Origin of the sequence: Parapedobacter brassicae, assembly GCF_051400755.1 — a bacterium.
Taxonomy (GTDB): Bacteria; Bacteroidota; Bacteroidia; order Sphingobacteriales; family Sphingobacteriaceae; genus Parapedobacter.
Window position 1 is genome coordinate 424,065 of sequence record NZ_JBLFFL010000003.1, and the last position, 25,533, is coordinate 449,597.

Annotated in this window: 23 protein-coding genes and 1 pseudogene; 15 read left to right on the forward strand and 9 right to left on the reverse strand. The window is 52.6% G+C overall.

Annotated elements, in window-relative coordinates:
* Positions 1 to 152: 152 nt before the first annotated feature.
* The 5 genes from ACMGDE_RS11080 to ACMGDE_RS11095 all read left to right on the forward strand — a co-directional run bounded on the left by ACMGDE_RS11080 (position 153) and on the right by ACMGDE_RS11095 (position 3,691).
* Entirely contained in the window at positions 153 to 350 is a 198-nt protein-coding gene (locus tag ACMGDE_RS11080; RefSeq protein WP_436832852.1) for a hypothetical protein, read from the forward strand.
* 298 nt (positions 351 to 648) lie between these two features.
* Complete coding sequence (locus tag ACMGDE_RS11085; protein ID WP_436832853.1) at positions 649 to 891, forward strand: FeoA family protein; 243 nt, start codon at positions 649 to 651, stop codon at positions 889 to 891.
* Positions 888 to 2,972, forward strand: coding sequence for a ferrous iron transport protein B (gene feoB, locus ACMGDE_RS11090; protein ID WP_436832854.1), 2,085 nt, complete (start codon positions 888 to 890; stop codon positions 2,970 to 2,972). The genes ACMGDE_RS11085 and feoB overlap by 4 nt, the downstream gene beginning before the upstream one ends.
* Before the next feature lie 13 nt (positions 2,973 to 2,985).
* Entirely contained in the window at positions 2,986 to 3,138 is a 153-nt protein-coding gene (locus ACMGDE_RS20055; protein ID WP_495911616.1) for a FeoB-associated Cys-rich membrane protein, read from the forward strand.
* 52 nt (positions 3,139 to 3,190) lie between these two features.
* Positions 3,191 to 3,691, forward strand: coding sequence for a cupin domain-containing protein (locus ACMGDE_RS11095; protein ID WP_436832855.1), 501 nt, complete (start codon positions 3,191 to 3,193; stop codon positions 3,689 to 3,691).
* A gap of 17 nt (positions 3,692 to 3,708) precedes the next feature.
* On the opposite strand, the gene ACMGDE_RS11100 is transcribed toward ACMGDE_RS11095, so the two are convergent.
* The 4 genes from ACMGDE_RS11100 to ACMGDE_RS11115 form a co-directional block, all read right to left on the reverse strand.
* Positions 3,709 to 5,424 carry a GMC oxidoreductase gene (locus tag ACMGDE_RS11100; RefSeq protein ID WP_436832856.1) on the reverse strand — a complete coding sequence of 572 codons (1,716 nt, stop codon included), beginning with the start codon at positions 5,422 to 5,424 and terminating at the stop codon, positions 3,709 to 3,711.
* Positions 5,425 to 5,458: 34 nt separating this feature from the next.
* Complete coding sequence (locus ACMGDE_RS11105; RefSeq protein WP_436832857.1) at positions 5,459 to 5,989, reverse strand: gluconate 2-dehydrogenase subunit 3 family protein; 531 nt, start codon at positions 5,987 to 5,989, stop codon at positions 5,459 to 5,461.
* Positions 5,990 to 6,030: 41 nt separating this feature from the next.
* Positions 6,031 to 7,308, reverse strand: coding sequence for a glycoside hydrolase family 76 protein (locus tag ACMGDE_RS11110; RefSeq protein ID WP_436832858.1), 1,278 nt, complete (start codon positions 7,306 to 7,308; stop codon positions 6,031 to 6,033).
* A 100-nt stretch (positions 7,309 to 7,408) separates the two neighbouring features.
* Positions 7,409 to 7,600, reverse strand: a complete 192-nt coding sequence (locus ACMGDE_RS11115; RefSeq protein WP_436832859.1) for a cold-shock protein — start codon at positions 7,598 to 7,600, stop codon at positions 7,409 to 7,411.
* Between the two features lie 257 nt (positions 7,601 to 7,857).
* On the opposite strand from ACMGDE_RS11115, the gene ACMGDE_RS11120 reads away from it, so the two are divergent.
* The 3 genes from ACMGDE_RS11120 to purU all read left to right on the forward strand — a co-directional run bounded on the left by ACMGDE_RS11120 (position 7,858) and on the right by purU (position 16,640).
* Positions 7,858 to 13,833 carry an alpha-2-macroglobulin family protein gene (locus ACMGDE_RS11120; RefSeq protein ID WP_436832860.1) on the forward strand — a complete coding sequence of 1,992 codons (5,976 nt, stop codon included), beginning with the start codon at positions 7,858 to 7,860 and terminating at the stop codon, positions 13,831 to 13,833.
* Positions 13,834 to 13,922: 89 nt separating this feature from the next.
* On the forward strand, positions 13,923 to 15,788 hold the full coding sequence (locus ACMGDE_RS11125; protein WP_436832861.1) for a DNA topoisomerase IV subunit B: 1,866 nt from the start codon (positions 13,923 to 13,925) through the stop codon (positions 15,786 to 15,788).
* A gap of 9 nt (positions 15,789 to 15,797) precedes the next feature.
* Positions 15,798 to 16,640 (forward strand): formyltetrahydrofolate deformylase, encoded by an 843-nt coding sequence (purU, locus tag ACMGDE_RS11130; RefSeq protein ID WP_436832862.1) that lies wholly within the window; start codon positions 15,798 to 15,800, stop codon positions 16,638 to 16,640.
* 15 nt (positions 16,641 to 16,655) lie between these two features.
* Here the strand turns inward: purU and ACMGDE_RS11135 are convergent, their stop codons facing one another.
* Positions 16,656 to 16,814, reverse strand: a complete 159-nt coding sequence (locus tag ACMGDE_RS11135; RefSeq protein ID WP_436832863.1) for a hypothetical protein — start codon at positions 16,812 to 16,814, stop codon at positions 16,656 to 16,658.
* Between the two features lie 216 nt (positions 16,815 to 17,030).
* On the opposite strand from ACMGDE_RS11135, the gene ACMGDE_RS11140 reads away from it, so the two are divergent.
* Positions 17,031 to 17,255, forward strand: a complete 225-nt coding sequence (locus tag ACMGDE_RS11140; protein ID WP_188505910.1) for a CDGSH iron-sulfur domain-containing protein — start codon at positions 17,031 to 17,033, stop codon at positions 17,253 to 17,255.
* Between the two features lie 104 nt (positions 17,256 to 17,359).
* On the forward strand, positions 17,360 to 18,142 hold the full coding sequence (locus tag ACMGDE_RS11145) for a hypothetical protein (RefSeq protein ID WP_436832864.1): 783 nt from the start codon (positions 17,360 to 17,362) through the stop codon (positions 18,140 to 18,142).
* A gap of 36 nt (positions 18,143 to 18,178) precedes the next feature.
* Here ACMGDE_RS11145 and ACMGDE_RS11150 read toward each other — a convergent pair whose 3' ends face one another.
* Positions 18,179 to 18,568 carry a DUF1801 domain-containing protein gene (locus ACMGDE_RS11150; RefSeq protein ID WP_436832865.1) on the reverse strand — a complete coding sequence of 130 codons (390 nt, stop codon included), beginning with the start codon at positions 18,566 to 18,568 and terminating at the stop codon, positions 18,179 to 18,181.
* Positions 18,569 to 18,872: 304 nt separating this feature from the next.
* Here ACMGDE_RS11150 and ACMGDE_RS11155 point away from each other — a divergent pair.
* A pseudogene (locus ACMGDE_RS11155) lies at positions 18,873 to 19,295 on the forward strand (DUF1016 N-terminal domain-containing protein); the annotation flags it as partial.
* Between the two features lie 60 nt (positions 19,296 to 19,355).
* Here the strand turns inward: ACMGDE_RS11155 and ACMGDE_RS11160 are convergent.
* From ACMGDE_RS11160 to ACMGDE_RS11170, 3 genes are all read right to left on the reverse strand, one after another.
* Complete coding sequence (locus ACMGDE_RS11160) at positions 19,356 to 20,255, reverse strand: class I SAM-dependent methyltransferase (protein WP_436832866.1); 900 nt, start codon at positions 20,253 to 20,255, stop codon at positions 19,356 to 19,358.
* A gap of 256 nt (positions 20,256 to 20,511) precedes the next feature.
* A complete protein-coding gene (locus tag ACMGDE_RS11165) occupies positions 20,512 to 21,264 on the reverse strand; it encodes an ABC transporter ATP-binding protein (protein ID WP_436832867.1) in 753 nt (250 codons plus the stop codon).
* A gap of 22 nt (positions 21,265 to 21,286) precedes the next feature.
* Entirely contained in the window at positions 21,287 to 22,021 is a 735-nt protein-coding gene (locus ACMGDE_RS11170; RefSeq protein WP_436832868.1) for an MlaE family ABC transporter permease, read from the reverse strand.
* A gap of 87 nt (positions 22,022 to 22,108) precedes the next feature.
* On the opposite strand from ACMGDE_RS11170, the gene ACMGDE_RS11175 reads away from it, so the two are divergent.
* Genes ACMGDE_RS11175 through ACMGDE_RS11190 form a run of 4 tightly spaced genes read left to right on the forward strand, consistent with a single transcriptional unit; the run spans position 22,109 to position 25,044 of the window.
* Complete coding sequence (locus ACMGDE_RS11175) at positions 22,109 to 22,828, forward strand: SDR family oxidoreductase (protein WP_436832869.1); 720 nt, start codon at positions 22,109 to 22,111, stop codon at positions 22,826 to 22,828.
* A gap of 13 nt (positions 22,829 to 22,841) precedes the next feature.
* Complete coding sequence (locus ACMGDE_RS11180) at positions 22,842 to 23,438, forward strand: PspC domain-containing protein (RefSeq protein ID WP_436832870.1); 597 nt, start codon at positions 22,842 to 22,844, stop codon at positions 23,436 to 23,438.
* A gap of 9 nt (positions 23,439 to 23,447) precedes the next feature.
* Complete coding sequence (locus ACMGDE_RS11185) at positions 23,448 to 24,422, forward strand: toast rack family protein (RefSeq protein ID WP_436832871.1); 975 nt, start codon at positions 23,448 to 23,450, stop codon at positions 24,420 to 24,422.
* A 4-nt stretch (positions 24,423 to 24,426) separates the two neighbouring features.
* The gene (locus tag ACMGDE_RS11190) at positions 24,427 to 25,044 is read left to right on the forward strand and encodes an RDD family protein (RefSeq protein WP_436832872.1); all 618 of its coding nucleotides are present in this window, start codon (positions 24,427 to 24,429) and stop codon (positions 25,042 to 25,044) included.
* Positions 25,045 to 25,533: the final 489 nt, after the last annotated feature.

Below are 25,533 nucleotides of genomic sequence, written 5' to 3' on the forward strand. Positions count from 1 at the left end.
ATATAATTTTTCATATTCGTCTTATTTTCTGCTTGCCACAAGGGTGTTTTTTGTCGCTGGCCGCGAAGGCTTCTTTGTTCTTTGGCTTGACCCAAAGAACCAAAACTCAAGGCTGTGGAGGCTATGTTGCAGTTGATTGCAAAGCATCCACGGTGCGTATTGCAGCCGCTTCGCTTCCTCAATCCGCTCGGTCTGCTACCCGATCGAACGGCGCTGCACATGCTTTGCTGCTCACTGCTGCCATATCCCCCAAGGCCGATCCGGCTCCGACCATATTTCCGTATGGCTACGCCCGTCCGCTGCCCCTCTGTTCCCGCTACGCTGCCCGCAGGAAACCTCCGTACACCTAAAAATCCCGCCTTAGCCAGCTGCGGCATGCAATGAGAGGCACTACCGACCGTAGCAGCTGGGTACAGCGGGGAGTTTTTTGCCTACTTTTTTCCGGAAACCGCGAAGCAGCATGAGTACCAATGAAGCGAACACGATGCGAATAAAAAGTAGGGCCTCGTCGCGGCAGCGACAAAAAGCCTCGCGCAGCGAAAAGTACCAAAGCCCGCGGCAGCGACAGCAAGCGCTGAGGGCACAATTTACTGTGTTTAGATTCATTATAATTAGTACCTTTGGCGATTGCAAGCAAAGATCCGTGTCATGTCACCATCCATCAATCAGTTAAAAATAGGAGAAACGGCCACCATCGTCGGATACCGTTCTGGCGATGTTCCCATCAAGGTCTACGAAATGGGGCTTCTGCCTGGGGTGGTGTTGACGATGAAACAGCAGCTGCCGTTTAATGGTCCTGTGTGCGTGTATATTCATAACAATCCGAATGCGATCGCATTGCGTCGGTCTGAAGCGGACCTTATTTTAATTGAATCCCTATCAGCAGTATGACAGAGCTAAAAATCGCGTTGGTAGGAAATCCCAATGTGGGCAAGTCTACCGTATTCAACAAGCTGACCGGACTGCGGCAAAAAGCCGGGAACTATCCGGGTATCACGGTCGAAAAAAAGACAGGCAGTTTTACCCATGAGCACATCCGGTATCAACTCATTGATTTACCGGGCGCATACGGCATCCACCCTTCATCGTTGGATGAGGAGATCGTATATGACGTACTGATCGACAAAACAAACCCCAATCACCCTGAATTGGTCGTGGTGGTCGGCGACCCCTTCAACCTGAAGCGCGCCGCCCTGCTCTATCAGCAAATACGGGAGATCGGATTGCCTGCGATTTTTGTGGTCAATATGATTGATGAGGCCGAACGGACTGGCATTTCCATTGATGTAGCCCAATTGGAAAAAGTGCTATCGACCAAAGTGGTGCTTACCGATGCGCGCTCAGGCAAAGGCATCGACACCCTCAAAGCAGCCCTCCAGTACAAGCCGAATGGGTATACACCCACTTTCGCCATTCCCGATGAATACATCCCGATCACCCAGCAGGTGAAGGAACGGGTAGCGCAGCCCAATGACTACATTGCCTGGCTATACCTGTCGCAAAAGCACAACAAGCATTTGGATGCGGCACAAACCGCAGAAATCAGGTCTATCCGTGAGGAACACCATGTCAACTCTCACCGGCTTCAGATACAGGAGACCATGGCACGGCACACCCAGCTGGATAGCCGTCTGGCCAACGTGGTGAAGGACCCCGCCAAAAAACGCGAAAACTTCACCGCACGGCTTGACAACCTGTTGATCCACTCGTTCTGGGGATATGTTATTTTCTTCGCCCTGCTGCTGCTCATCTTCCAGGCCATCTACACTTGGTCAGGCCCGTTTATGGACGCCATTGACAACACTTTTGCTTGGTTGGCCGCCAGTGTCGGCGAACGACTGCCCGAAGGCCCGATCAATGGATTGCTCACCGACGGTATCATCGCCGGTATCGGTGGTATCGTCATCTTCATCCCACAGATTGCCATTCTCTTTATCTTCATTTCGCTGATGGAAGAATCGGGGTATATGAGCCGGGTGGTCTATTTGATGGACCGCTGGCTGCGACCCTTTGGCCTCAGTGGAAAAAGCGCCGTACCGCTGATGTCGGGAGCGGCATGTGCCATTCCGGCGGTCATGTCTGCCCGTACCATCGAGAACGATAAGGAACGGCTGATCACCATCTTGGTGACCCCCTTCATGACCTGCTCCGCCCGGCTGCCTATCTATATCATCATCATCGGCTTGGTAATTCCCCAAACGAGTTTTATCGGCCTGCAACTACAGGGAATTGTCCTATTTGGCATGTATGTACTCGGGATATTGGCGGCGCTGGGGAGTGCCTGGGCACTGAAACAGTTGATGACGACCAACTATAAGAGTTTCCTGATCTTGGAAATGCCTACCTATAAATATCCCGTGGTGCGCAATGTGCTGCTCAACGTGTGGGATAAGACCATGGGCTTTGTATTGGGCGCCGGCAAAATCATTTTGGCCATCAGCGTGATGCTATGGGTACTGGGTTCGTTTGGGGTAGGTGAGCGGTTTACCAACGCGGAGGAGATCGTCCGGACGGAAAATCCGGATATCACCGAAGAAGCCTTCGAAAACGCCGTGCAATCGCAAAAACTGGAGTACTCACTCCTCGGCACGCTTGGCCGATTCATCGAGCCGGTGATAACGCCTCTGGGCTATGACTGGAAGATGGGCATCGGGCTGATTGCCTCGTTTGCCGCGCGGGAGGTTTTTGTCAGTACCATGGCCACCGTATACAGTTTGGGGGGCACGGATGATGAGCTGACCATCCGGGAGCGCATGGCCGGCGAGATCAATCCCAATACGGGGCGTCCGGCCTATAACCTGGCCTCGGGCGTGTCACTGCTACTGTTTTATGCCTTTGCCATGCAATGCATGAGCACCATTGCCATTGTCAGAAAAGAAACAAATTCGTGGAAATGGACGTTTATACAATTGGCATTTATGACCGGAATTGCCTATCTTGCCGCTTTGTTGGCGTATCAACTATTGAAATGATATGGATGGGATGATGATTCAATACTTAGCGGTCGGTGCGTTGTTTTTGATGGCACTGATCTACCTGGTCCGGCGAACGCGAAAGTCCCTCAGCGGAAGCAAAGGTTGTTCAAAGGGCTGTGGATGCGCATTCAGTGAAAACACGAAAACACTGAAAACCGAATAAGATGCAGAAACTTGAGCGGTTTCTGCTATATTAGCCGCTTCAAAATATAACCATGACTTACCAAGCAAAGGAAGAACTTTTCAAGGAAATAGAAGGGACTCTTGTTGATCAAGGATTCCAAATCGTGCAACAAGACCAAACCCGTCCATGGGGTGGCTTTTTTGTGATCGAAGAATCGCAGGCACAGGACTTTGCCAACACCTATTTCAATGGGCTTGATGTGCAGGAGCTCAAGATATCCGGCAAACTGAGTCCCAAAATTCTCGTTGTCGCACCGGGCAAGCGCCTCTCGTGGCAGTACCATCACCGGCGTGCCGAAATCTGGCAGGTCGTGCGTGGTGTCGTGGGTGTGGTGACGAGCGACAGCGATGAGGAGCATGAGTTGCAGCTCCTGAATCCGGGCGATGTCATCCGGCTCAACCAGGGCGAACGGCACCGTTTGGTCGGCTTGGACGAGTGGGGTGTGCTCGCCGAAATCTGGCAACACACCGATGCCGCCAATCCCTCAGACGAAAATGACATCGTGCGGGTACAGGACGACTTCGGGCGGTAATCCTCCGCCCCCTGACCTTAGAGATTTCCTTTTTTCAGCTCTTGTACGGCATGATCGACTGCACGCGCAGTAAACGCCATATACGTGAGTGTCGGGTTTTGCGTGGCGGTAGAGGTCATGCACGCGCCGTCGGTCACATAGACATTCTTACACAGGTGCAGCTGGTGCCATTTGTTCAGCAGCGACGTCTTCGGGTCGTGACCCATGCGCACACCACCCATCTCGTGGATGTCGTTGCCCGGCCGGCGATTGTCGTCCGTCGTCTTGATATTGGTGAAGCCCGCCGCTTCGTACATTTCGCTCATCCGGTCGTAGTAATCCTGGCGGCGCTGCTGATCACTGTCGTCATACGCCACCGATACATGCAGCAGGGGCACACCCCATGCGTCTCTCTTGTCGCCATCCAGCCACACCTGGTTGTTCTCCTTCGGGATGGTCTCTGCCATCATATGCGAATGGATCTTCCAATTGCTGAGCGTCGGGTTTAACAGCCCCGCTTTGAGGTCCACACCCGTGCCGCTGGAATCACGTATCTCTTGCCTGCTGGCACCGAAGGCCGCCGCCCATCCCCGCAGGAAATCGGTCTCCTGCCGGTCTACATTCCTGAAATTCGGGATATAACCGCCGCCCGCCGGATTCCGTCCATCGGTCTTGTATTGCAGTAACCCGTCATATTCGGCACTTATCCGCGCCGTATAATTGTGGAAAGCGATGTATTTGCCCAGCAACCCATTGTCGTTGCCCAGTCCATTGGGAAACCGCGCTGACACCGAGTTCAGCAAGATCAAATTGGTGTTCAGTGTTGCCGCATTCACAAAGATCACCTTGGCATAAAATTCCAGCTCCTCTTTGGTGTTGGCGTCTACCACTTTCACACCGGTGGCCTTACCCGTCTCCTGATCGTACAGGATGGAATGCGCCACCGAAAATGGCCTAAGCGTGAGGTTGCCCGTCTTCTGTGCCCAGGGTATGGTGGAGGCGTTGCTGCTGAAATACCCGCCAAACGGACAGCCGCGCTGACAGAGGGTGCGGTTTTGGCATTGCACCCTACCCTGCTGGATGTGAATGGGCTGGGGCTCCGACAGGTGGGCACACCGCGCGCTGATGACGTGGCGCCCTTTATAATGACTGTCCACGGCCTTGCGGAAATGGTCTTCCGCCGCGTTGAGCGGATACCCCGGCAAGAATTCGCCATCGGGCAACGCAGCCAGCCCGTCCCGATTGCCCGCAATGCCGACAAAGCGCTCCACGTAGCTATACCAAGGCGCAATATCCTGGTACCGGATGGGCCAATCCACGGCAAAACCATCACGGGCCGGCCCTTCAAAATCATATGCACTCCACCGCTGGGTTTGGCGTGCCCACAGCAGCGTTTTCCCGCCTACCTGATACCCCCTGATCCAGTCAAATTCCTTTTCCTGTACGTAGGGGTGCTCATCGTCTTTCACAAAAAAATGCGCAGAATCTTCCCGATAAGCGTAACAGCGGTTCGCAATCGGGTTCAGCTGCTTGTCTTGATGCGTCATTTCCCCACGATGTTCCAGCTCATAGGGATATAAATTGGTCGTGGGGTAATCTTTCACATGCACCACATCACGCCCGCGCTCCAGCACCAGCGTTTTCAGTCCCTTTTCGGTAAATTCCTTGGCCGCCCATCCCCCACTGGCGCCAGATCCGATGACAATGGCGTCAAACGTCCGGTCTTTTATACTGTCTATTGCAAGATTTGCCATATTTTAGTTGGTGAATAGTGATTAGTGATTGGTGTCAGGTTGCCACGGCGTATCCATTGTATCGCCCGGGCACCAATTCATACTTCACCAGGTTGGTCATCACGTATTGGGAATTCATATAGCCCTGTATTGATCGGCGTTTGGTGATCGAGAAGAACTGCTTTAGATCTTCGTCGTCGTTTTCGCTGATCTTGCCGAGCAGCTCTGCGCGGCTATCCCCGTCAGCATCACCGAAGGGCACACCCAGTTCGGCAGACGACCAATTAGCAAATGCCGATAACCCCTTCGCAAACGCCTGCTGGTCTTCCGGGCTGTGGCAGTCGTCTACCATCTTCAGCACGAACAGGTGCAGGAGAAGCTCCTCGCTACCGGGTGTATCCGTAGCCGGAATCAGCGTTTCGGTCAGTTCGGCCAGCAACGCTTCATCGGCTTCGCTAATGGACAGGTTGGCCAGGTCAATGCTGGCTTTGCCGGATTGCCGGAAACAGGCGGGCAATACCAACGTGCCTCCCGCAATAATCAGCATATTGCGCAGCGCTGTCCTTCTATTGATGGTCTTCTTCATCATCTGCATCTCACCATTTGTGCGCTAATGTAATAAAAAAACTAATCGTTCGCTATCCTGGCATACATTTCAACCATCGCCGCCTGGTCAAGCAACCATTTGCGTGAACGAATATCCACGCTTTTCCAATCTTGATCAAACAACCCGTTTGCGCTCCTCCCATGATTCCACGCATAATCCAGGTTCTGTTTGAATGCTTCGAGGTATCGGGCATTACCATCTACTTCATCAAGCGCTACATAACCCCTTAGCATCACAGCAATGAACCAATTGTTGCTTGGCTTCAGGAACCTGGATGACCCACCCGGCCCTCCGGAAGCTTCAAAAAAATAATCATAGCCACTTTGGGCAATGCGCTTAGCGTCTTCCAGGTAGCCGGTATCGTTCGTTGCATGGTATAACAATACCGCCCCTTGGAGCATTTGCCCGCTGTTATACGGATACTTCCGTTTGTTTACCCGTCCGGCGAGGTTGATGTTGTCCCAATAAAGGCCATCCGCAGGATCCTGCAAGTGGCGTTTTGTCCACGCATACCATTCCCTCCCCTGCGCCAGATAGGCGCTGTCTTTGGTGGCTTCAAACATCCGGAGGGCAAATACGACCGCTGGCGCATTCGAACAGGTATTTTTCGACTCTTTTTTCTGCTCACACCAGTATACGCCCCCGCCTAGCAGGCTATCCTGTCCGCTCTTCACGAACGCCCATATTTCCGTCGCTTTATCCAAGTATTGCTGCCGCCCGCTGTGGAGATACAATTCGGAAAAATCGATCCCCAGCCAGATGTTATCATCATAGAACCGATCGGATGGGCCTGCCGCGCGGATATAGGATGCATATGCCGCGGGCTTTCTGTCCGGATCATAGTATTGTTGCAGTGCTGGCACAATACGCTTATCCACTAAGCTCAGGTATGCAGTGTCTTTCGTGTGCTCGAGCAATGCACTCACGGCAGACAGTGTCCCCGAAAACGGCCACAGATACGCGTACGGATTCGTTGATCCGGCCTGCCCTCCAGCCAGGTAATCGGCCCGGTAACTGCTGTCATACGGAAAATTCTCCCGCAGCAGCAAGGAGTTATTCGCCGAATACAAGGCATAGATGGAGTCGAGTGTTGCTGTCGCGCGATGAAGTGAAGGATTTTCTTCCCTTGCTTGCTCACCATGCCTTCCGGCAACGAGCACTGCCATGGCCACCGCTCCCGCAAACCAATAGACCGGCTGAACTATTTTTTTTACATACATATCGTCAAGTTGAGCATTATGGCGAGCCTTGTCGTCCACCGCCGCTATGCAGGCATTGGCGTTGTGCAGTCCATCCATCGCTATAGGGAAGCTAAGGTAACGACAAATTGCGTAAAGCAAAAAGAAAAAGCTGCCTTGAGGGGCAGCTTCAATGAAAACCAATCGAATTGACTTTCGTTTAGATGAGCTTTACATTCACCGCACTGGGGCCTTTTTTGCCCTTTTCGACTTCAAAGGATACGTCGTCGTTTTCGCGGATCTGATCAATCAGACCGGATACGTGAACAAAAACGTCCGCACCACCACCTGTCGGGGTGATAAATCCGAAACCCTTGGTCTCATTGAAGAATTTTACTACGCCTTCTTGCATTGTGATCTAAAATAAAAATTAAAATTTAACTAATAGCGAACGCCCGCATTATCTGTGCCAAAACTTAGCGGAAATCACATTTCGAATGAACATTTATGGAATTCGTGCTGCTGTAGCATCCGTGTACTGCCATGCGTCATTACATAATGGCGCAATTTAGCTAAGTTTGTAACAGCATTGAGGGAATTAATTCTAACACCATGATTCGCAGCATCTTTTCCGTATTGACAATTTTCATCACAATCGCCTCCCCTACCATGGCACAACACCAAACGCACCGATTCAAGCAAGAATGGCAGCAGATCGACTCCCTTGCAGGCAAAGGACTACCCGAATCAGCGGCGGTAATCGCCCGCAAGGTGTTGGCCACCGCGCAGCAGCAAGGAGATGCCCCCAATGCCATTAAGGCCCAGCTGTTCCTGATGGGGGTGGATGAGACCATCCACGAAGAGGCTACCATTGGCAACATCCGCCGGATCGATTCGCTCATCGCGATAAGCGAAGGTCCTGAACAGGCGCTGTGGCAAAGCATCAATGCCGAACTCTATTGGCAATATTACCAAGGCAATCGCTGGACCATATTAGGCCGGACACCGCTGGCTGGCGAACCGCCTGCCGATATCACGGCATGGGATGCCGCCGCGTTTGTGTCCAAAGCCAGCGACCTTTACCAAGCCTCCATCCTCGATAGCGAGCCGCTGAAAGTGATTCCGGTGAAGCACTACGCACCACTGCTGCTGGAGGGCAAAAACACACGGCACCTGCGTCCTACGTTGTATGATCTGCTGGCATTCCGCGCCATCGAATTTTTCCAAAATGATGAAAAGGATGTCATCAAACCGGCCTATCAATTTCAGATCGACGGCACGTTGTGGTTTGAACCGGTGGATCGCTTTGCCGCCGTGATGGTCAATCCACGGAACCCTGAGGCGCTGCATTTCCGCGCGCTGCATACCTATCAATGGCTCCTGCGGTTCCACCTCAACGATGAAAAGCCCGATGCGCTCATCGATGCCGACCTGCAGCGGCTGGCATTCGTGCATCAATATTCGGTACACCCCGATAAGGACAGCCTGTACCTACAGGCGCTCCAAACATTGGAACAACGGTATGTCAATACGCCCGCCTCTGCACAGGTCACCTACCGAATCCTCCAGTTTAGGCATGATACCCAGTCGGCGGACACGACCGGGCATGACCTCGAGGTGTTGAAAAATCAGCTCGATGCGCTGATTGCGCGCTTCCCGGATACCGAAGGGGCGGCCAACGCCACGCAGCTGCGCCATACGTTGACCAGCAAATCGCTCAACCTGCAAACCGAAGAGGTGGCATTGCCCGCGGAAAACAGCAAAGCACTGCTGACCTACCGCAACCTGGACCAGGTATACCTGCGCATCTATCGCATTCCCTCCAGTTGGGATGTCCGGCAGCGCGGCCTAAAGGAAGCGGAACAGGCCAACCTACTAGCGGGCAATCCGCTGAAACAATGGGAATCGGCACTGCCCGGCAGCGGCGACTACCGCGAGCACCGTACTGAACTCAAAATAGACCCGCTGCCCGCGGGGAGCTTTCTCCTCGTGGCATCGGCAACGCCGGATTTCACATCCGGCGACAACATCCTGCATGCCGTGCCCTTTCAGGTTTCCAGCGTGAGCGTGGTCATTCAAAATACCCAACGGCATGCCTCCCTAGTGGCACTCCACCGCAAGTCGGGCATGCCCATCCGAGGGGCCGAGGTGACGCATTGGGAAAACAACTGGAATGCCAAGGCCAAGGATTATGAATATACCCGATTGGGCGAATCCCGCACGGATGAAGACGGCGTAGCACCGTTGATCCTTGATGGCTCCAAAAACCGGCGAATCAACCGGATTACCGTCGTGTTACATGGCGATACCCTACAAACCGATGGCTACCACTATCGCCTCGACCGCGAGGATGAACAAGCGGATACCCGCAAACATACGTTTCTTTTTACCGACCGCGCGATCTATCGTCCCGGACAGACCGTCCATTTCAAGGGCATCATGGTGGAGCACCACATCAAACGCAAAGACAACACGACATTGGCAAACGAAAAAACGGACGTGACCCTGTATGATGCCAATGGCCAAGAAGTGGCAAAGCTACCGTTGGTCACCAATGCCTGGGGTTCTTTCTCGGGCAAATTCACGGCGCCGACCAGCGGACTCACCGGCCAGATGCGCATCGGCAATGACAACGGGGATGTCTATATCTCGGTGGAGGAATACAAGCGGCCAAAATTCCATGTCGCGTTCGACACGGTGAAATCGGCCATCGCCCTCCATGAACAGGTGACCGTAAAAGGCCGCGCACAGGCCTATGCCGGCAACAGCATCGATGGCGCACAGGTCAGCTATCGGGTGGTGCGGCGCGCGCGCTTCCCGTATTTCTGGGCGTTCCACCGCTGGGGGCAGCCGCAGTCGCCCGAAATGGAAATCGCCAATGGTACCGTTGCCACCGATGGCGAAGGCGCTTTTGAGGTTCCTTTTACCCCCATTCCGGATCAGCAAATCAATCCACAGACATTTCCTGTTTTTACGTACACCGTCTATGTAGACGTTACCGACATCAACGGCGAGACCCAAAGCGGCAGTTATGGCCTCCATGCGGGCTACCGCTCGCTGGAAATCCAAGCCACCATCGCCGAGCAGCTGGATGCCCGTAAGCCGCAGAAGCTCACGGTGCATACCGAAAACCTCAACGGTGTATCCACGCCCGCCGATGTATCGGTTTCCATTGCCCCGCTACGCTTTCCGGGCAAACTGTACCGCAAACGCCTTTGGGAAAAACCGGACCGATATACGATGACGGAAGCGGAATTCCGCACGGCCTTTCCGGACGACGAGTATGGCGATGAGGCGGACTACCTGAATTGGCCTCCCGACGAGCCGATATGGAAAACAACGCTCCATACCGGAGAGAAAACGGCAACGGAACTCCCCGCGGCAGCATGGAAGGATGAAGGCTGGCACCTCATCGAACTCACGACCACCGACCCGCAGGGGAATACCATCACCGAGAAACAATATACGTATGTGACCGATCCCACCGGTGATGCGCAACCCCAAACCGCACTGCTGATGCAGACGGACAGTACGACCCTGCAACCGGACCAACGATTGGCCATGACCGTCAAAACAGGCTATGACAGCACCTACGTATTGGAAAGCAACACCGATGTAAGCCCTGAATTCACCACGTTCTCCGAAACCCGCCATATCGACCGCCCCATCACCGAGGGAGACCGGGGCGGCTTAGGCTTCCACTGGCTGTATGTATACAACAACCGGGTGTATACCGCATCCAAGCGCATTGACATCCCGTGGACCAACCGGGATCTGCAACTCGAATGGGCCACGCATCGCGATAAGCTCCTGCCGGGTGAGCAGGAAGCGTGGCGCCTCACCATCAAAGGCGATAAAAAAGACGCTGTAGCCGCCGAATTGCTCGCCGGATTGTATGACGCATCGCTGGATGCACTGAAGCCCCATGGCTGGCAGTGGGATAAGCTCTCGCCCGTCAACCTCCTTGATGGCTACTGGAATACGCAGCAAGGTTTCGGCCTGAGCGCCGGCGCCGTGTGGCAAAATACCATCAATGGCCCCTGGCCCGAAGGATTCGACAAGCAGTATGACCAACTCGTAAACTACTTGTCCGGCTACGCACGCCCCGGCAGAGGCATCCGGATACGGGGGGTTTCTAACCAACTCGCGGGAAAGGTTGCCGGTGTGCAAGCATCACCAGAAAGCGCCTTACAGGAAGTCGTAGTCGTAGGCTACGGAGAGCAAGAACAATCTGCATTGACCGGCGCTGCCGAAGATACAGCTGCCAGCGAGGAGCAAGCACCCCCCGCCGAAGCGGACACCAACATCCCCATACGCACCAACCTACAGGAGACGGCGTTCTTCCTGCCCCAATTGCAAACCGATGCCGAGGGCAACGTGACGCTCGAGTTCACCCTTCCCGAAGCCCTCACCGAATGGAAGCTGATGGCATTTGCCCATACCCAAGACTGGAAAACCGGGTACCTCGAAGGCAAGGTCAAAACCCAGAAAGACCTGATGGTAATGCCCAACCTGCCGCGCTTCCTGCGCCAGGGGGATGACATCCGCATCAGTGCCAAGGTGAGCAACATCAGCGCCGAGGCCTTAGCCGGTGTAGCACAGTTGACCCTGTTGGATGCCGCAACGCTCCAACCGATCAGCGATTTCGGCAACAGCGCCGCGCAACAGGACTTTTCCGTAGCTGCTGGCCAGAGCGCGACTGTCCATTGGGACCTACAGGTTCCGGGCGACTACCTGTCACCAGTGGTGGCGCGCATCACGGCCAAGGCGGGCAATTTCACCGATGGGGAGGAAAACACCCTCCCTGTGATCACCAACCGCATGCTGGTCACCGAGACCCTGCCGCTACCCGTGCGGGGCAATGAAACGAAAACCTTCCAGCTGGAAAAACTGGCCCAGTCTACCAGCAACACCCTGGTGCACCATGCCCTCACCGTCGAATTTACGGGCAACCCCGCGTGGTACGCCGTGCAGGCCCTGCCTTACCTGATGGAGTATCCGTACGAGTGTGCCGAGCAGGTATTCAACCGCTTTTACGCCAACGCCTTGGCCAGCCACATCGTAAGCCAAGCGCCCACGGTAAAGGCCATCTTCGATCGTTGGAAAACCAGCGATACCACCGCCCTGCTCTCCAACCTGGAGAAAAATCAGGAATTGAAATCGGCCCTGCTCGAAGAGACCCCCTGGGTGATGGAAGCCAAGGATGAAAGCGAGCAAAAACACCGCATCGCGCTGCTGTTCGATAGCCACAAACTGGCGCAGGGACTGGAGCAAAACCTCGCCAAATTGGCCGAAATGCAATTATCCGATGGCAGCTTTCCGTGGTTCAGGGGCATGATGAGCAACCGCTATATCACGCAGTACCTCGCCACGGGTATCGCCCGCCTGCAAAAGCTGGGCGTAGCGGCAGCCCATTCCGAAACGGCCAAAAGCATCCTACAGAAAGCCGTCGATTACCTGGATCGGCAAGTCGAAGCCGATTACGACCGGCTGCTGCGCGACAAGGCCAAGCTGGATAGCCAACAGATCAGCCCTATCCAAATCCAGTACCTCTACCTGCGCAGCATGACGGATGGCGTGGCCGTGCCGGACGCAAGCCGCAAGGCGTATGATTACTATGTATCGCAGGCCGCCGACTACTGGCAGCAGTTCAACCCCTACCTCAAGGGCCAGCTCGCGCTCGCGCTGCAACGGATGGACGATGCCGCCACTGCCGCAGACATCGTCGCTTCCCTCCGCGAGACCGCTATCCGGCAAGCGGAAATGGGCATGTACTGGAAAGCCATGCCACAGGGGTATTGGTGGTACGAGGCCCCCATCGAAGCACAGGCATTGCTCATCGAAACCTTTGCCGAGGTGGCGAAAGATACCCAAGCCGTGGATGACCTGAAGGTATGGCTGCTCAAGCAGAAACAAACCCAGCATTGGAATACCACCAAAGCCACGGCCGATGCCATTTATGCCCTACTGCTGCAAGGCAGTGACTGGCTCGCAAACGAGCCTGCCGTTACCATTACCCTTGGCGACGAGACCATCCGTTCTACCGAGGCTGTAGCCGAGGCCGGCACGGGTTATTTCAAGAAACGGATCAACGGCGATGCCGTAGTACCCGAAATGGGCAACATCTCGGTGAGCGTAGACAAGGCCGTCAATGAAGGGGTGGCTTGGGGTACCGTGTACTGGCAGTATTTTGAAAACCTCGACAAGATTACCGCTGCCGAAACGCCGTTAAGCCTGCGCAAGCAGCTCTACATCGAGCGGAATACCGACAGCGGCCCCGTATTGGAAGAGATCACCGCCGCAAACCCGCTGAAGGTAGGCGATAAGGTGAAGGTACGCATCGAACTGCGCGTAGACCGCGACATGGAATATGTACACCTCAAGGATATGCGGGCGGCGTGCTTCGAACCCGTCAACGTATTGAGCGGACACCGCTATCAAGGCGGATTGGGCTATTATGAAAGTACGCGCGATGTGGCCACCAACTTCTTCTTTGACTACCTCCGCAAAGGCACCTATGTGTTTGAATACCCGGTATTCGTGTCGCAGGCAGGTGATTTCTCCAATGGCATCAGCACCATCCAGTGCATGTATGCCCCGGAGTTCAGCAGTCACAGCGAAGGAATACGGGTGCGGGTAAAATAAAAATTCTGTATACTTGCATGGCTTTGATATTAGTTGATAACCATCAAAAATCTGATAGCTGATGTCTCATGTCTCATGTCTTATAAAAAATGACCACATATAACGAAGATAGCATACGTTCACTCGACTGGAAAGAGCACATCCGGCTGCGGCCGGGCATGTACATCGGCAAGCTGGGCGACGGCTCGGCGTATGACGATGGCATCTACGTGCTGCTCAAGGAAGTGGTAGACAACTCCATTGACGAATTCGTGATGGGTGCCGGGCGGACCATCGAGATCACCGTAAACGAGCATAAGGTATCCGTGCGCGATTACGGCCGCGGCATTCCCCTCGGGTCGGTGGTCGATGTGGTATCCAAAATCAACACCGGCGGCAAGTACGACAGCAAGGCCTTCCAAAAGTCTGTCGGCCTCAACGGCGTGGGTACCAAGGCCGTCAATGCCCTGTCCTCATCATTCACCGTGCAATCCTACCGGGAAGGGAAAACCCGTATCGCCGAGTTCAGCCAAGGCGAACTGCTGAAGGATGAAGAGAAAACCACCACCCAACGCAACGGCACGGCGGTGACCTTTTATCCCGACGATAGCATTTTCAGGCATTACCACTACCGCCTGGAATTTGTCGAAAACATGATCTGGAATTATGTATTCCTCAATTCCGGATTGACGGTCAGCTTCAACGGCCAGAAATTCATTTCGGAGAATGGCCTCAAGGACCTGCTCGAGCGCAACATCGATACCGAATCCATGCGCTATCCGATCATCCACCTCAAGGGTGATGACATCGAGATCGCCATCACCCACGGCCAGCAATACGGCGAGGAATATTACTCCTTTGTCAACGGGCAGCACACCACACAGGGCGGCACCCATCAGGCGGCATTCCGCGAAGCATTGGTCAAAACCATCCGCGAGTTTTACAAGAAAGATTTCGAGGCATCCGATGTCCGCGCCTCCATCATCGGCGCCATCGCCATCAAGGTGCAGGAGCCCGTCTTCGAATCACAGACCAAGACCAAGCTCGGGTCGCAAAACATCGGCCCCGAAGGCCCCACCGTGCGTACCTTCATCAACGATTTTGTCAAAAAAGCGCTCGACGATTACCTGCACAAGTACGCCGATACCGCCGACGCGTTATTGAAACGCATTTTGCAATCCGAGCGTGAGCGCAAAGACATTGCCGGCATCAAGAAGCTGGCCAACGAGCGGGCCAAGAAAGCCTCCCTGCACAACCGCAAGCTGCGCGACTGCAAGATCCACTACGGCGATAAGCACGAGCGCGCACAGGAAACCACGCTGTTCATCACCGAGGGCGACTCCGCCAGCGGCTCCATCACCAAGTCGCGCGATGTGCAGACCCAGGCGGTATTCAGCCTCAAAGGCAAGCCGCTCAATGCCTTCGGCCTCACCAAGAAAGTCGTGTACGAAAATGAGGAATTCAACCTGTTGCAGCACGCCCTCAACATCGAAGACGGGCTAGACGGGCTCCGGTATAACAACATCGTCGTCGCCACCGACGCCGACGTAGACGGCATGCACATCCGCCTGCTGCTCATGACCTTTTTCCTCCAGTTTTTTCCCGACCTGGTCAAGGCCGGTCACGTGTCCATCTTGCAGACCCCCCTCTTCCGCGTGCGCAACAAGAAAGAGACCATCTATTGCTACAGTGACGAAGAGCGGCAGCGCGCCATCCAGAAACTGGGCGGCAAACCCGAGATCACCCGCTTCAAAGGACTGGGCGAAATCTCGCCCGAGGAGTTCGGGCTCTTCATCGGCAAAGACATACGGCTCGATCCGGTCATCCTCTCCAAAGACCAGAAGATCATCCAACTATTGGAGTACTACATGGGCAAAAACACCCCCGACCGGCAGAAGCACATCGTCAACAACCTGCGCATCGAGGTAGACATCGCCGAGATGGACAAAGCGAAAGAAGAAGAACTCGTGGCTTGACGCAAAGCGATGACCAATCAGACCCTCATCCTCATCCAGTGCCGCGATGCCGTAGGCCTCGTGGCCCAGATCGCCAATACCGTCGCGGCACACCGCCTCAACATCGTCACCATGCGCGAGTATGTCGATGAGGCGGCCAACCGTTTCTACGTGCGCGTCGTCTGCGCCGGCAAGCCGGAAGACAGCGAGCAGCTCGCTGCTGACCTGACCACCGCGCTGCCCGCCGGAGCCACCATCGTCGTCAACCCACCCCAGCAAAAGCGGTTGGCCATTTTGGTCACCAAAGAACACCATTGCCTCAGCGACATCATCGTGCGCCATTTCTTCGGCACCCTCGGCGCCGAGGTGTGCTGCGTGGTGGGCAACTACGATCAGCTCAGCGCCTTTACCGAGCGGTTCGGCATTCCGTTTCATCACGTATCGCACGAGGGAACATCCAAGGAGCAGTTTGAGGCCGCGCTTGCCGATACCCTGGCACCCTACCAGCCCGATTACCTCGTGCTGGCCAAGTTCATGCGCATCCTCTCAGCCGATTTCGTAGCCCATTACCCCGGCCGCATCATCAACATCCACCATTCCTTTTTGCCCGCTTTCATCGGTGCCAACCCCTACAAGCAAGCCCATGCCCGCGGTGTGAAGATCATCGGCGCCACCGCCCATTTCGTGACCACTGACCTCGATGAGGGGCCCATCATCGCCCAGGATATCAAACCCGTGAACCATAGCTACACGGTGAAGGATATGGTCCGCGCGGGCAAAGAGGTGGAAAAGTCGGTCTTGAGCAAGGCCATCTCGCTGGTCATCGAAGACCGGGTGATTATTACCGGAAATAAGACGGTGGTGTTTGAGTAGGGGTCAATTCTTCTGTTAATCAGCTAAGGAGAGATATTTGTATGCCGGATGCATGGTAAGCCTGATCATCCCATCCGCTGAAAAAGAAACTTCATTGGCAGTTTTATGGATATACCAGTACAGTAAGCCAGTAAGCCCCGCGGTGATAAAAGAAGAAATGATTGCAATAGCCATTGGTGTCATTCGTTGATTACACGGCAATTATAAGAAATGGAAGCGATATTTTCGTTTCCAAAAGAAACAAACTAACAGGTCCGCCCCAATGGGATTAGGGGCTATCAACGTAAACCTGAGACGAAGATGCCTATACAGTATAATGTTTCTAAACTATAAGTAGATGTCTATCGATCATTTGGATGTGCTATTTTTGGCAGAAAAAGGAAAACTTAAATGGCGAAGACTAAACTAACTATTAATAACAATGGATCAGTGAGAATTGAAGGTGATTTTGAAATCGTAGACAGAAATGGTGATGCCTATGGCTTACAAGGAAGGTCCGTACTTTCCATTTGCCGCTGCGGGCTTTCAAAAAACAAGCCTTTTTGCGATGGATCACACAACGGACACTTCGAGCATGAGGCTATAGCTTTTGATTTGCCTCCAAAAAAGGCATAACATAATCCACAATACAACATCCGTAACACGATGTGACCTATATTACTGAAGCATATCTTAATCCACGCGCTTTTTGGTCTGTAGATAAGTCAATAATCAACAAAATGATACAACGCGATTTTGCTGACAGAGCTAAGAGAATTTTGGAATCAAACGAAAATGTTATTGGTTTGGCTGTTGCTGGTTCATGGCTGACAAATGAAATAGATGAATTTTCTGACCTTGATTTAATTCTGGTAACTCAACAAAAAATTTCAGACGACAAAAACCTAATGCTTGACTATGCAAAAAGATTAGGGAATTTTTTATCCGGATTTACAGGCGAACACGTCGGAGAACCAAGAGTTTTAATTTGTCTTTATGACAACCCGCTCTTACACGTTGACATAAAATTTGTAACCCTCGAGGAGTTTCATTCACGTATTGAAACACCAACGATACTCCTTGACAAAAACGGGCAACTTGAAAAAGCAATCAGTAACTCACAAGCAGATTTTCCTTATCCCGACTATCAATGGATCGAAGGCCGCTTTTGGACGTGGATACATTATGCACTATTAAAAATTGGACGTGGAGAGTATCTTGAAGCATTCGACTTTTTGGGATTTTTGCGAATGAACGTTTTTGGTCCTTTACTTCACATCAAAAATGGCAACTTACCTCGTGGTGTAAGGAAAGTAGAAACAGATCTAGACCCTGATGATTTTGCCAAACTAAAACTAACAATACCGACTTACAACAGACAATCTTTATTAGACTGTTTAAGAAACGCAGTATCATTATATAGACAATTGAGGACTGAACTGTACGGCAACAAAGTGGATTTGCAAAACGACATCGAAAAAAAAGTAATGCATTATTTCGACGAAATTGAGAGCAGAAAATAAAAGATGCCCATACAAAATGATTCGGCTAATTATAGTTTAGGATACTTTTTTGAAAGTGCTATCTAATTTGATCGCTTCTTTTAAAAGCTTTTTTATTGGAGTTTCATCAATCTCCTCGGCGGTCTGGTAGATTTTATAAAAAATTCGCTTGTTAGTTCCATGAGAAAGAAAGCCGTCGTGGTCATTTAGTTTGTGCCCATACCAAAAACCCAAAAGAACTCCTTTTTTGATACCTCCCCTCGGAACAGTTGAAGGCCAAATAATACAGACACCTTTGTTGCCGTAAAAAAATGGGACATTGTATGATATTTTCTCTTTGCAATATTCAGGAAGAGTTTCAATAACTATCTGTCGCAACACATCTACCATTATTTTTTCGTCTTCAGGAAGGACAGTAAATAGTTCAACAAGATTGCTAATTTTCATCGTAGTTGGTTTTGTTTACGATACAAATCTCGGGTAAAATACCATGTCAATTAGCGTATGTATACGACAATCATAGGGCTAAAATGCGACAAGTTCAAATTCACTTTTTTTTGGAATAATCAATCACAAAGCGATGCGAGCTCATGAGAATGCAATCGTTTGCGGTTATCTATGATTAATTACTAAATTAAATGCGATGAAGGTAATTGGACTTATAGGTGGAATGTCTTGGGAAAGTTCGGATCTGCACTATCAGATTAATTTTATCCATATAAATAATTGTTTTACCGACTATCTTTGAGGCATGTCGATATCGCAAAGCACGCTTATAGCTGATATTAAAGAGATTATCCATTCTTCCCGTGATCGTGCTATACGGCAAGCGGACCATGAGCGGACACTGATGTATTGGCGTATTGGCCAGCGTATCTTCGAGGAAGAGCAACAGGGAAAAGACCGTGCTGACTACGCGGAATATCTCACGCGCATGGTGGCAGAACAATTAGAACCAGAGTTTGGAAGCGGATTTTCCAAAAGGCAAGTGGAGCTTTCTCGGCAGTTTTATCGCACTTTCCCAATTGCGAATACAGTGTATTCGCAATTGAGCTGGAGCCAATATAAAATATTGATACGTCTTGATTCACAGGACCAAAGAGACTTCTATATTGCGGAAACCGTAAAAAATCATTGGACGGTTCGCCAGCTGGAACGACAAATCAACAGTAGCCTTTGGGAAAGACTTTTGCTGAGCAATGATCGGGAAAACGTCCTAGCGCGCTTTAATACCTCATCGCATCAGCTTCCTAAACTTCCCAAATACCCCGAGCGGCAGTTTGCTCCCTGCCGTGGCTTGCAGGTAGAGTTCGCCGGTTTCCAGCTGTTGCACGGCGGGCATGGCGGCCCTGATCAAATTATCCACAATCACCGAGGAGAAACCCAATGAGTAGGTATTGAGGATCAGGAAGTGCTCATGCGGATCTAGCAGTTGCACCACATCGTGCATCATCTCGGCGATGTGGTCTTCGAGCTTCCACTTTTCCCCTTTCGGGCCATGGCCATAGGCTGGCGGATCGAGGATGATGCCGTGGTAAGTGTTGCCCCGCTTGAGCTCGCGCTTGACGAATTTCAATGCATCTTCTACTACCCAGCGGATGTTGGACAGACCGGACAGCTCTTGGTTTTCGTTAGCCCAGGTGACCACCTGCTTGATGGAATCGACATGGGTGGTATCGGCGCCGGCAGCTTGGGCGGCTAGCGAAGCGCCGCCGGTATAGGCAAAAAGATTCAGCACCTTGGGCTGCTTGGTTTGAAAGGACTTAACAGACTCAGTGATGTAGTCCCAATTGACCGCCTGCTCAGGAAAAATGCCCACATGCTTGAAGGCGGTAAGCCCAAGGCGGAAGTTGATGGCCACATCCGGATTCCGGTACGCGATATGCCACCGATCGGGCAGTTGGGGCCGCTTTTTGACCCAATCGCCACTGGTGGCCGAACGCCCTTTGAAGCGGATGTCGTGCCGCTTGGTCCATTCGGCTTCGGGCAACGCCTTGGGCCACACGGCCTGGGGCTCGGGACGGATCAATACCACCTTGCCGAAACGCTCGAGCTTCTCGAAATCGCCGCAGTCGATGAGTTCATAGTCTTCCCAGTGCTGGGGACTGAGGAGTTGGATGTTATTTGATGCCAAGATAAAAATGCTTTGCGGCAAAGATATGGATATTCAGTATATTGTTTGTAGGTACCCTACGTTTCGCAAAAATGCCGCCTTAGCTAGCTGCGGTTTGCACTGGGATGCACTACCCATCGTAGCAGCTGGGTACAGCGGCGAGTTTATTCGCCGCTGGTTTGCTTTCAGCGGTGCTCATGAGCTCCCTTCGGTCGGTTTTGCTTCCTTTTTGCGGTCAAAAAGGAAGGCCAAGTCGCGGCAAGCGACAGACGTCTCCCTAAAACCGCTCCTTGGCCGCTTTCATGAAGGGGCTGGCAAATACGAAGTTATTCAGTTCCGCTACGTCGGTATGGGCGATTTCTTTGTTAGACCCCTCCCACCATTTCTGACCTTTGTATAAAAACAGAATATGATCACCAATGCCCATCACCGAATTCATGTCGTGGGTCACCACCACGGTGGTACATTGGTATTCTTCGGTCAGCTCGGAGATCAGCTCATCGATCAAGATGGCTGTTTCAGGATCCAGCCCGGAATTGGGCTCGTCTACAAATAGGTATTTCGGACTCATGCTGATGGCGCGGGCAATGCCTACCCGCTTCTTCATACCGCCGGAAAGCTCCGCCGGATAGAGCTTGTTTTTACCGGCAAGGTTGACGCGCTCCAGGCAGAAGTTTGCCCGGTCGATTTTCTCGCTGCGGCTCATATCGGTAAACATCTCCAACGGGAAAATGATGTTTTGCTCAACGGTCATCGAATCAAACAACGCCGAATTCTGGAACAGCATGCCGATTTCCTTCCGGACGGCGATGCGCTCTTCAAAGTCCATCTGCGTGAAATCTTCGCCCTGGTAACGTACCGTGCCTTGCTCCGGCGTGTGCAGCCCGACCATGCACTTCAATAGGGTGCTCTTGCCCGATCCTGAACCGCCGATGATCAAGCTGATTTTGCCCGCCTCAAACGTGGCGTCGATGCCCCGGAGCACGTGGTTATCACCAAATGACTTGTGGATATGTTGAACTGCTATCATATGGAATAAAACGGTAAAACGACTACAGCATCAGTGCGGTAACGATATAGTCCATGACCAGGATGGAAATGCAGCTGATCACTACTCCGCGGGTGCTGGCCTGCCCCACTTCCAGAGCCCCGCCCCGCACGTAAAACCCCTTGAACGCCGATACGGACGTGATGACAAACCCGAAGACGAACGCTTTGACCAAGGCCACGGCCACGGTGTAGCCGATGAAACCATCGGTGATGCCGTTGATGTAGTCAGCAGGTGTCACTGCGCCGGATATGGCCCCACCCATCAGGCCGCCGGCCAGTGCCAGGAAGATGGAGATGATGACCAATATGGGTATCATCGTGATCCCGGCTAATATTTTGGGGAGAATCAGGTATCCGGGGGCGTTGATACCCATGATTTCGAGCGCATCGATCTGCTCCGTGACCCGCATGGACCCAATCTGGGAGGAAATGGACGACCCTACTTTACCCGCCAATACCAAGGCGGTAATGGTCGGACTCAGCTCGAGGATGCTCGAATCGCGGTTGATCTGCCCGATAACGGAATTTGGAATCAGATCGGAAACCAATTGGAAGGCGATCTGCATGGTCATAACCGCCCCCACGAAGGTGGAGATAATGGCGATCAGGCCCAGTGAGCCGACGCCGATCTCGTTCATTTCGTGGATAATCTCCTTCCAGTAAATTTTCCATTTTTCCGGTCGCCTGAAGACCGATTTCAGTAATAACAAGTATTGCCCGAAATAGCTAAAAAACATATGTTAACTTTGCGTAATCGAATCCCTTACCATGTTCCGCTTAAAGATACAAGTTTTGGTTAGGAAACGAAAATTAAAGACATTCATATGCCAGCACTTATCAATCAGGCGGCCCTGATCACCGGGGCAACGAAAGGCATGGGACATGCCATCGCAACGAAACTGGCCAGCCTGGGCTGTCACCTGTTTCTTTCAGCCCGCGACGGCCAAGCCCTTGAAGCGCTCAAAACGCATTTGGAGCAGGAACATCCCCCTATCCGCATACAATACTTGGCGTGCGACTTGTCTGACGGTGATCAGCTTCAACAGCTGGTGCAATGGATTGAACGCGTGGCAGCGGACGTGGATATTCTGGTCAATAATGTCGGGATATTCCGGCCGGTTTCGCTGCTGGATGAATCGGATGACGACTTCAGGTCGCAAATGCAGATCAACTATTACGCCCCTCATGTGTTATCTCGCGTAGTGGGACGACACATGCGCAGGAACCGCAAGGGGCATATCTTCAATATCAGCTCCATCGCCAGCCGACAACCCGTTTCATCGGGCGGCACCTATACTGTAACAAAATATGCGATAAGGGGTCTAACCCATGTATTGCGGGATGAATTGAGGCCGCACGGTGTCAAAGTGACCGAAATCATTCCGGGTTCGACATTGACATCTTCATGGGAGGGCACAACGATACCCGCCGACCAGTTTGTACAGCCGGGGGATATTGCAGATGCGATCGCTGCCTGCCTGTTGATGAGTGAGGGTGCCAATGTGGACGAAATGATGATCGTGCCGAAATTTGGCAATAGTTAAAAACAACAGAACGATGGAAAAGAAACTGCAACGGATACCCCACGAGGGCGCAATTGCCGGTGTGTGTGCCGGCTTGGGTGCATATTTTACGATAGATAAGACGTGGGTCAGGCTTGCCTTTGTCATTAGTGTCTTCTTTTCGGGTTACATGGGCATTGGTTTGCTGGGGCCGATTGTGTATATCGTATTATGGATTGTATTGCCGGTAAAGGCATTCTCATTCTCTCAAGACCCCTTTGACGTGGACTACCGCACGCCGGAAAGCCGGCAAGCGGCGGACGCATATGATGCAGGCAATGCGGCGTATGGGTGGAACCAGACGGATAGGCCCGGTGTGCCCAAAAACGCGTCAAAGGATCGGTATGTAGCGGGGATCATCCTGCTGGCACTTGGCTTGTTTTTCCTGCTGCACCAATTGGATGTGTTCCATTGGCGCGACTTCTCGCGATTCTGGCCGGTCTTGATCATCATTGCAGGGTTGGCCAGCATTTTCGGTGCATTCAACAGCGGAAGGAAGGATTTTTGGTCATACAAACAAGGAGATGAACCCGCGCAGGAGCCGGAGCCGCCGACGGACGATGACGGACCTGCGCATACATACACCAAATAAACAACGGCTATGAACAAAGAAAAATTAAGTTGGGGGCTCATCCTGCTGTTTGTAGGCGGGGTCTTGTTATTGGATAACTTGGATGTGATCGATTTTTACTGGCGATCGGTCTTTAGCATGTGGCCGGTGATCCTGATCATCATCGGTGTAAACCTGTTGGTGCCGAAGCGCGGTATGGGCAATGCCGTTTCCATTGTAGTCACCATCGCAGCCCTGGCATTTTTGGCCTATCGGGGTACATTTCCACCCCGCGACAGCTGGTGGACATTCCACAGTGATGATCGACGCAGCGAACGGCGCGAACGGCTATACCCCGATGCGGACGGTGATGACCACGCAAGACGCCTGGAAAAATCTAAGGGTACGTTTACGCATGAATATGACAGCAATATCACGGAGGCGCATCTGAGTATCAAGGGTGGGGCCGTGGAATATGAGATCGAAGGCCTTACCGACAAGCTTTTCAGTGCCGAAGCCACCAGTACCATAGGTGCTCACCAGCTGGAAACGACCACCAATGGCTCCACTGCGGAGTTGACGTTTAGCATGCTGAACAATAAAAAAGACAACTGGGATATTGATGGGGATGAAAACCGGGCTGAAATCAGCCTCAATGGCAATCCGGTGTGGCGTATTGACCTGGAGATGGGTGCCGGCGCAGCGGAGTTTGACCTGACGAAGTATAAAGTGGCCAGCCTCAATTTTAAAGGCGGGGCCGCGGCTTTTGAGGCTCGGCTGGGCATGCCGCTGGCGGAAACTACCATCAACGCTGAATCGGGTGTGGCCAGTGTCGAAATCGAAATACCCCGCGCTGCCGCGTGCAGAATCGTGACTAAATCTGGACTGTCATCGCGGGATTTCCCGGGTTTCACGAAGCAGGGCGATGGTTCGTATGTGACCGAAGGTTTTGAAAATGCCAGCAATAAGTTTGTCGTCAACCTGCAAGGCGGATTGAGCTCCTTTACGGTGAAACGTTACGATTAACCCGGTGGATACGTTGCCAGAGCGGTATGAAGTGGTCATCCAAGGGAAGCCACAAGGGCCGTATACCTTGGATGAACTGCGGAGCATGAAACTCCGCTCAACGGACTTTGTGAAGCCCCAAGGGTATCCGGAGTTTAAAGAGCTTCGGGAAATCGCCCAACTGAGCGAGCTGCTGCATGTGAAGCATCAGGTCGCAGAGCCCCAATATTTCGCCTCGCTGGATATGCGGCTGCTTTCTACGGCTATTGATTATTTCATTGCGTTTTGCATATATGCCGTGTTGGCGGCAATATACCTGAGCGGGACGGCGAATGCCCAGGCGAGTATCCCTACGATTCTTGGTGGGCTGATCCTGGTGCCTATCTTCAAATTTATTTTGTGTGTAATCGCAGAGGGCTCCAAAAAACACGCTTCCATCGGTAAAATGCTCATCGGTGTGAGGGTGACGGACGAGCAGGGACGTCCGATCGGCTATGGCAAGGCGCTGCTGCGCAACCTGGCAAAGTTAGTGGGGGTACTGACCCTTGGTATCGGATTTTTCAGTGGCTTCCTGGACCGCAGGCAGCAATGCCTGCACGACAAGATCGCCGGTACGCTGGTCATTAAAGATCGGTTGATTTGAATGTCGCTCGCCCGCGAATGGGCTTTTTTCCGCTCAAGCCGCGGGGGCTTCTTTGTTCTTTGGCTTGACCCAAAGAACCAAAAGTCAAGGCTGTGGAGGCTATGTTGCAGGTTGATTGCCGCATGCCAGCAACAAACCGAAGCCACGCCATTGCAATACCCCTTCGTTCGTCGGTTTGCTGATCCCGTACGCTTCGCGGTGATATGACGTGAGGGCATGCCTGCTGCCAGTTGCTGCCTACACAGGCTAGGCCTCGGCTCCGACGATAATCCCGTACGGCTGCGCCCGCTCACTGCCCACAACGCTGTCCACCTATTGCATGCAGGAAACCCTCGTTTATCGTAAAATGCCACCTAGGGGATTTGCGGTCAGCAGGTTGAGGCACTACCAATCGTAGCAAAGACCCCAGTGGCGAGTTTTTTGCTTCCTTTTTTGCGGAAAAAAAGGAAGGCCTTGTCGCGGCGAGCGACAAAAAGCCTCGCTAAAACA

What these genes read in the sequence shown, in the direction of transcription:
- ACMGDE_RS11135 (WP_436832863.1), bottom strand. Translation starts at nt 16,814, where the DNA reads ATGGCTATTGCAATCATTTCTTCTTTTATCACCGCGGGGCTTACTGGC.
- ACMGDE_RS11095 (WP_436832855.1), top strand. Translation starts at nt 3,191, where the DNA reads ATGACTTACCAAGCAAAGGAAGAACTTTTCAAGGAAATAGAAGGGACT.
- ACMGDE_RS11120 (WP_436832860.1), top strand. Translation starts at nt 7,858, where the DNA reads ATGGCACAACACCAAACGCACCGATTCAAGCAAGAATGGCAGCAGATC.
- ACMGDE_RS11150 (WP_436832865.1), bottom strand. Translation starts at nt 18,568, where the DNA reads ATGAAAATTAGCAATCTTGTTGAACTATTTACTGTCCTTCCTGAAGAC.
- purU (WP_436832862.1), top strand. Translation starts at nt 15,798, where the DNA reads ATGACCAATCAGACCCTCATCCTCATCCAGTGCCGCGATGCCGTAGGC.
- ACMGDE_RS11100 (WP_436832856.1), bottom strand. Translation starts at nt 5,424, where the DNA reads ATGGCAAATCTTGCAATAGACAGTATAAAAGACCGGACGTTTGACGCC.
- ACMGDE_RS11180 (WP_436832870.1), top strand. Translation starts at nt 22,842, where the DNA reads ATGGAAAAGAAACTGCAACGGATACCCCACGAGGGCGCAATTGCCGGT.
- ACMGDE_RS11145 (WP_436832864.1), top strand. Translation starts at nt 17,360, where the DNA reads ATGATACAACGCGATTTTGCTGACAGAGCTAAGAGAATTTTGGAATCA.
- ACMGDE_RS11115 (WP_436832859.1), bottom strand. Translation starts at nt 7,600, where the DNA reads ATGCAAGAAGGCGTAGTAAAATTCTTCAATGAGACCAAGGGTTTCGGA.
- ACMGDE_RS11165 (WP_436832867.1), bottom strand. Translation starts at nt 21,264, where the DNA reads ATGATAGCAGTTCAACATATCCACAAGTCATTTGGTGATAACCACGTG.
- ACMGDE_RS11085 (WP_436832853.1), top strand. Translation starts at nt 649, where the DNA reads ATGTCACCATCCATCAATCAGTTAAAAATAGGAGAAACGGCCACCATC.
- ACMGDE_RS11175 (WP_436832869.1), top strand. Translation starts at nt 22,109, where the DNA reads ATGCCAGCACTTATCAATCAGGCGGCCCTGATCACCGGGGCAACGAAA.
- ACMGDE_RS11110 (WP_436832858.1), bottom strand. Translation starts at nt 7,308, where the DNA reads ATGGATGGACTGCACAACGCCAATGCCTGCATAGCGGCGGTGGACGAC.
- ACMGDE_RS11170 (WP_436832868.1), bottom strand. Translation starts at nt 22,021, where the DNA reads ATGTTTTTTAGCTATTTCGGGCAATACTTGTTATTACTGAAATCGGTC.
- ACMGDE_RS11105 (WP_436832857.1), bottom strand. Translation starts at nt 5,989, where the DNA reads ATGAAGAAGACCATCAATAGAAGGACAGCGCTGCGCAATATGCTGATT.
- ACMGDE_RS11140 (WP_188505910.1), top strand. Translation starts at nt 17,031, where the DNA reads ATGGCGAAGACTAAACTAACTATTAATAACAATGGATCAGTGAGAATT.
- ACMGDE_RS11125 (WP_436832861.1), top strand. Translation starts at nt 13,923, where the DNA reads ATGACCACATATAACGAAGATAGCATACGTTCACTCGACTGGAAAGAG.
- ACMGDE_RS20055 (WP_495911616.1), top strand. Translation starts at nt 2,986, where the DNA reads ATGATTCAATACTTAGCGGTCGGTGCGTTGTTTTTGATGGCACTGATC.
- ACMGDE_RS11185 (WP_436832871.1), top strand. Translation starts at nt 23,448, where the DNA reads ATGAACAAAGAAAAATTAAGTTGGGGGCTCATCCTGCTGTTTGTAGGC.
- feoB (WP_436832854.1), top strand. Translation starts at nt 888, where the DNA reads ATGACAGAGCTAAAAATCGCGTTGGTAGGAAATCCCAATGTGGGCAAG.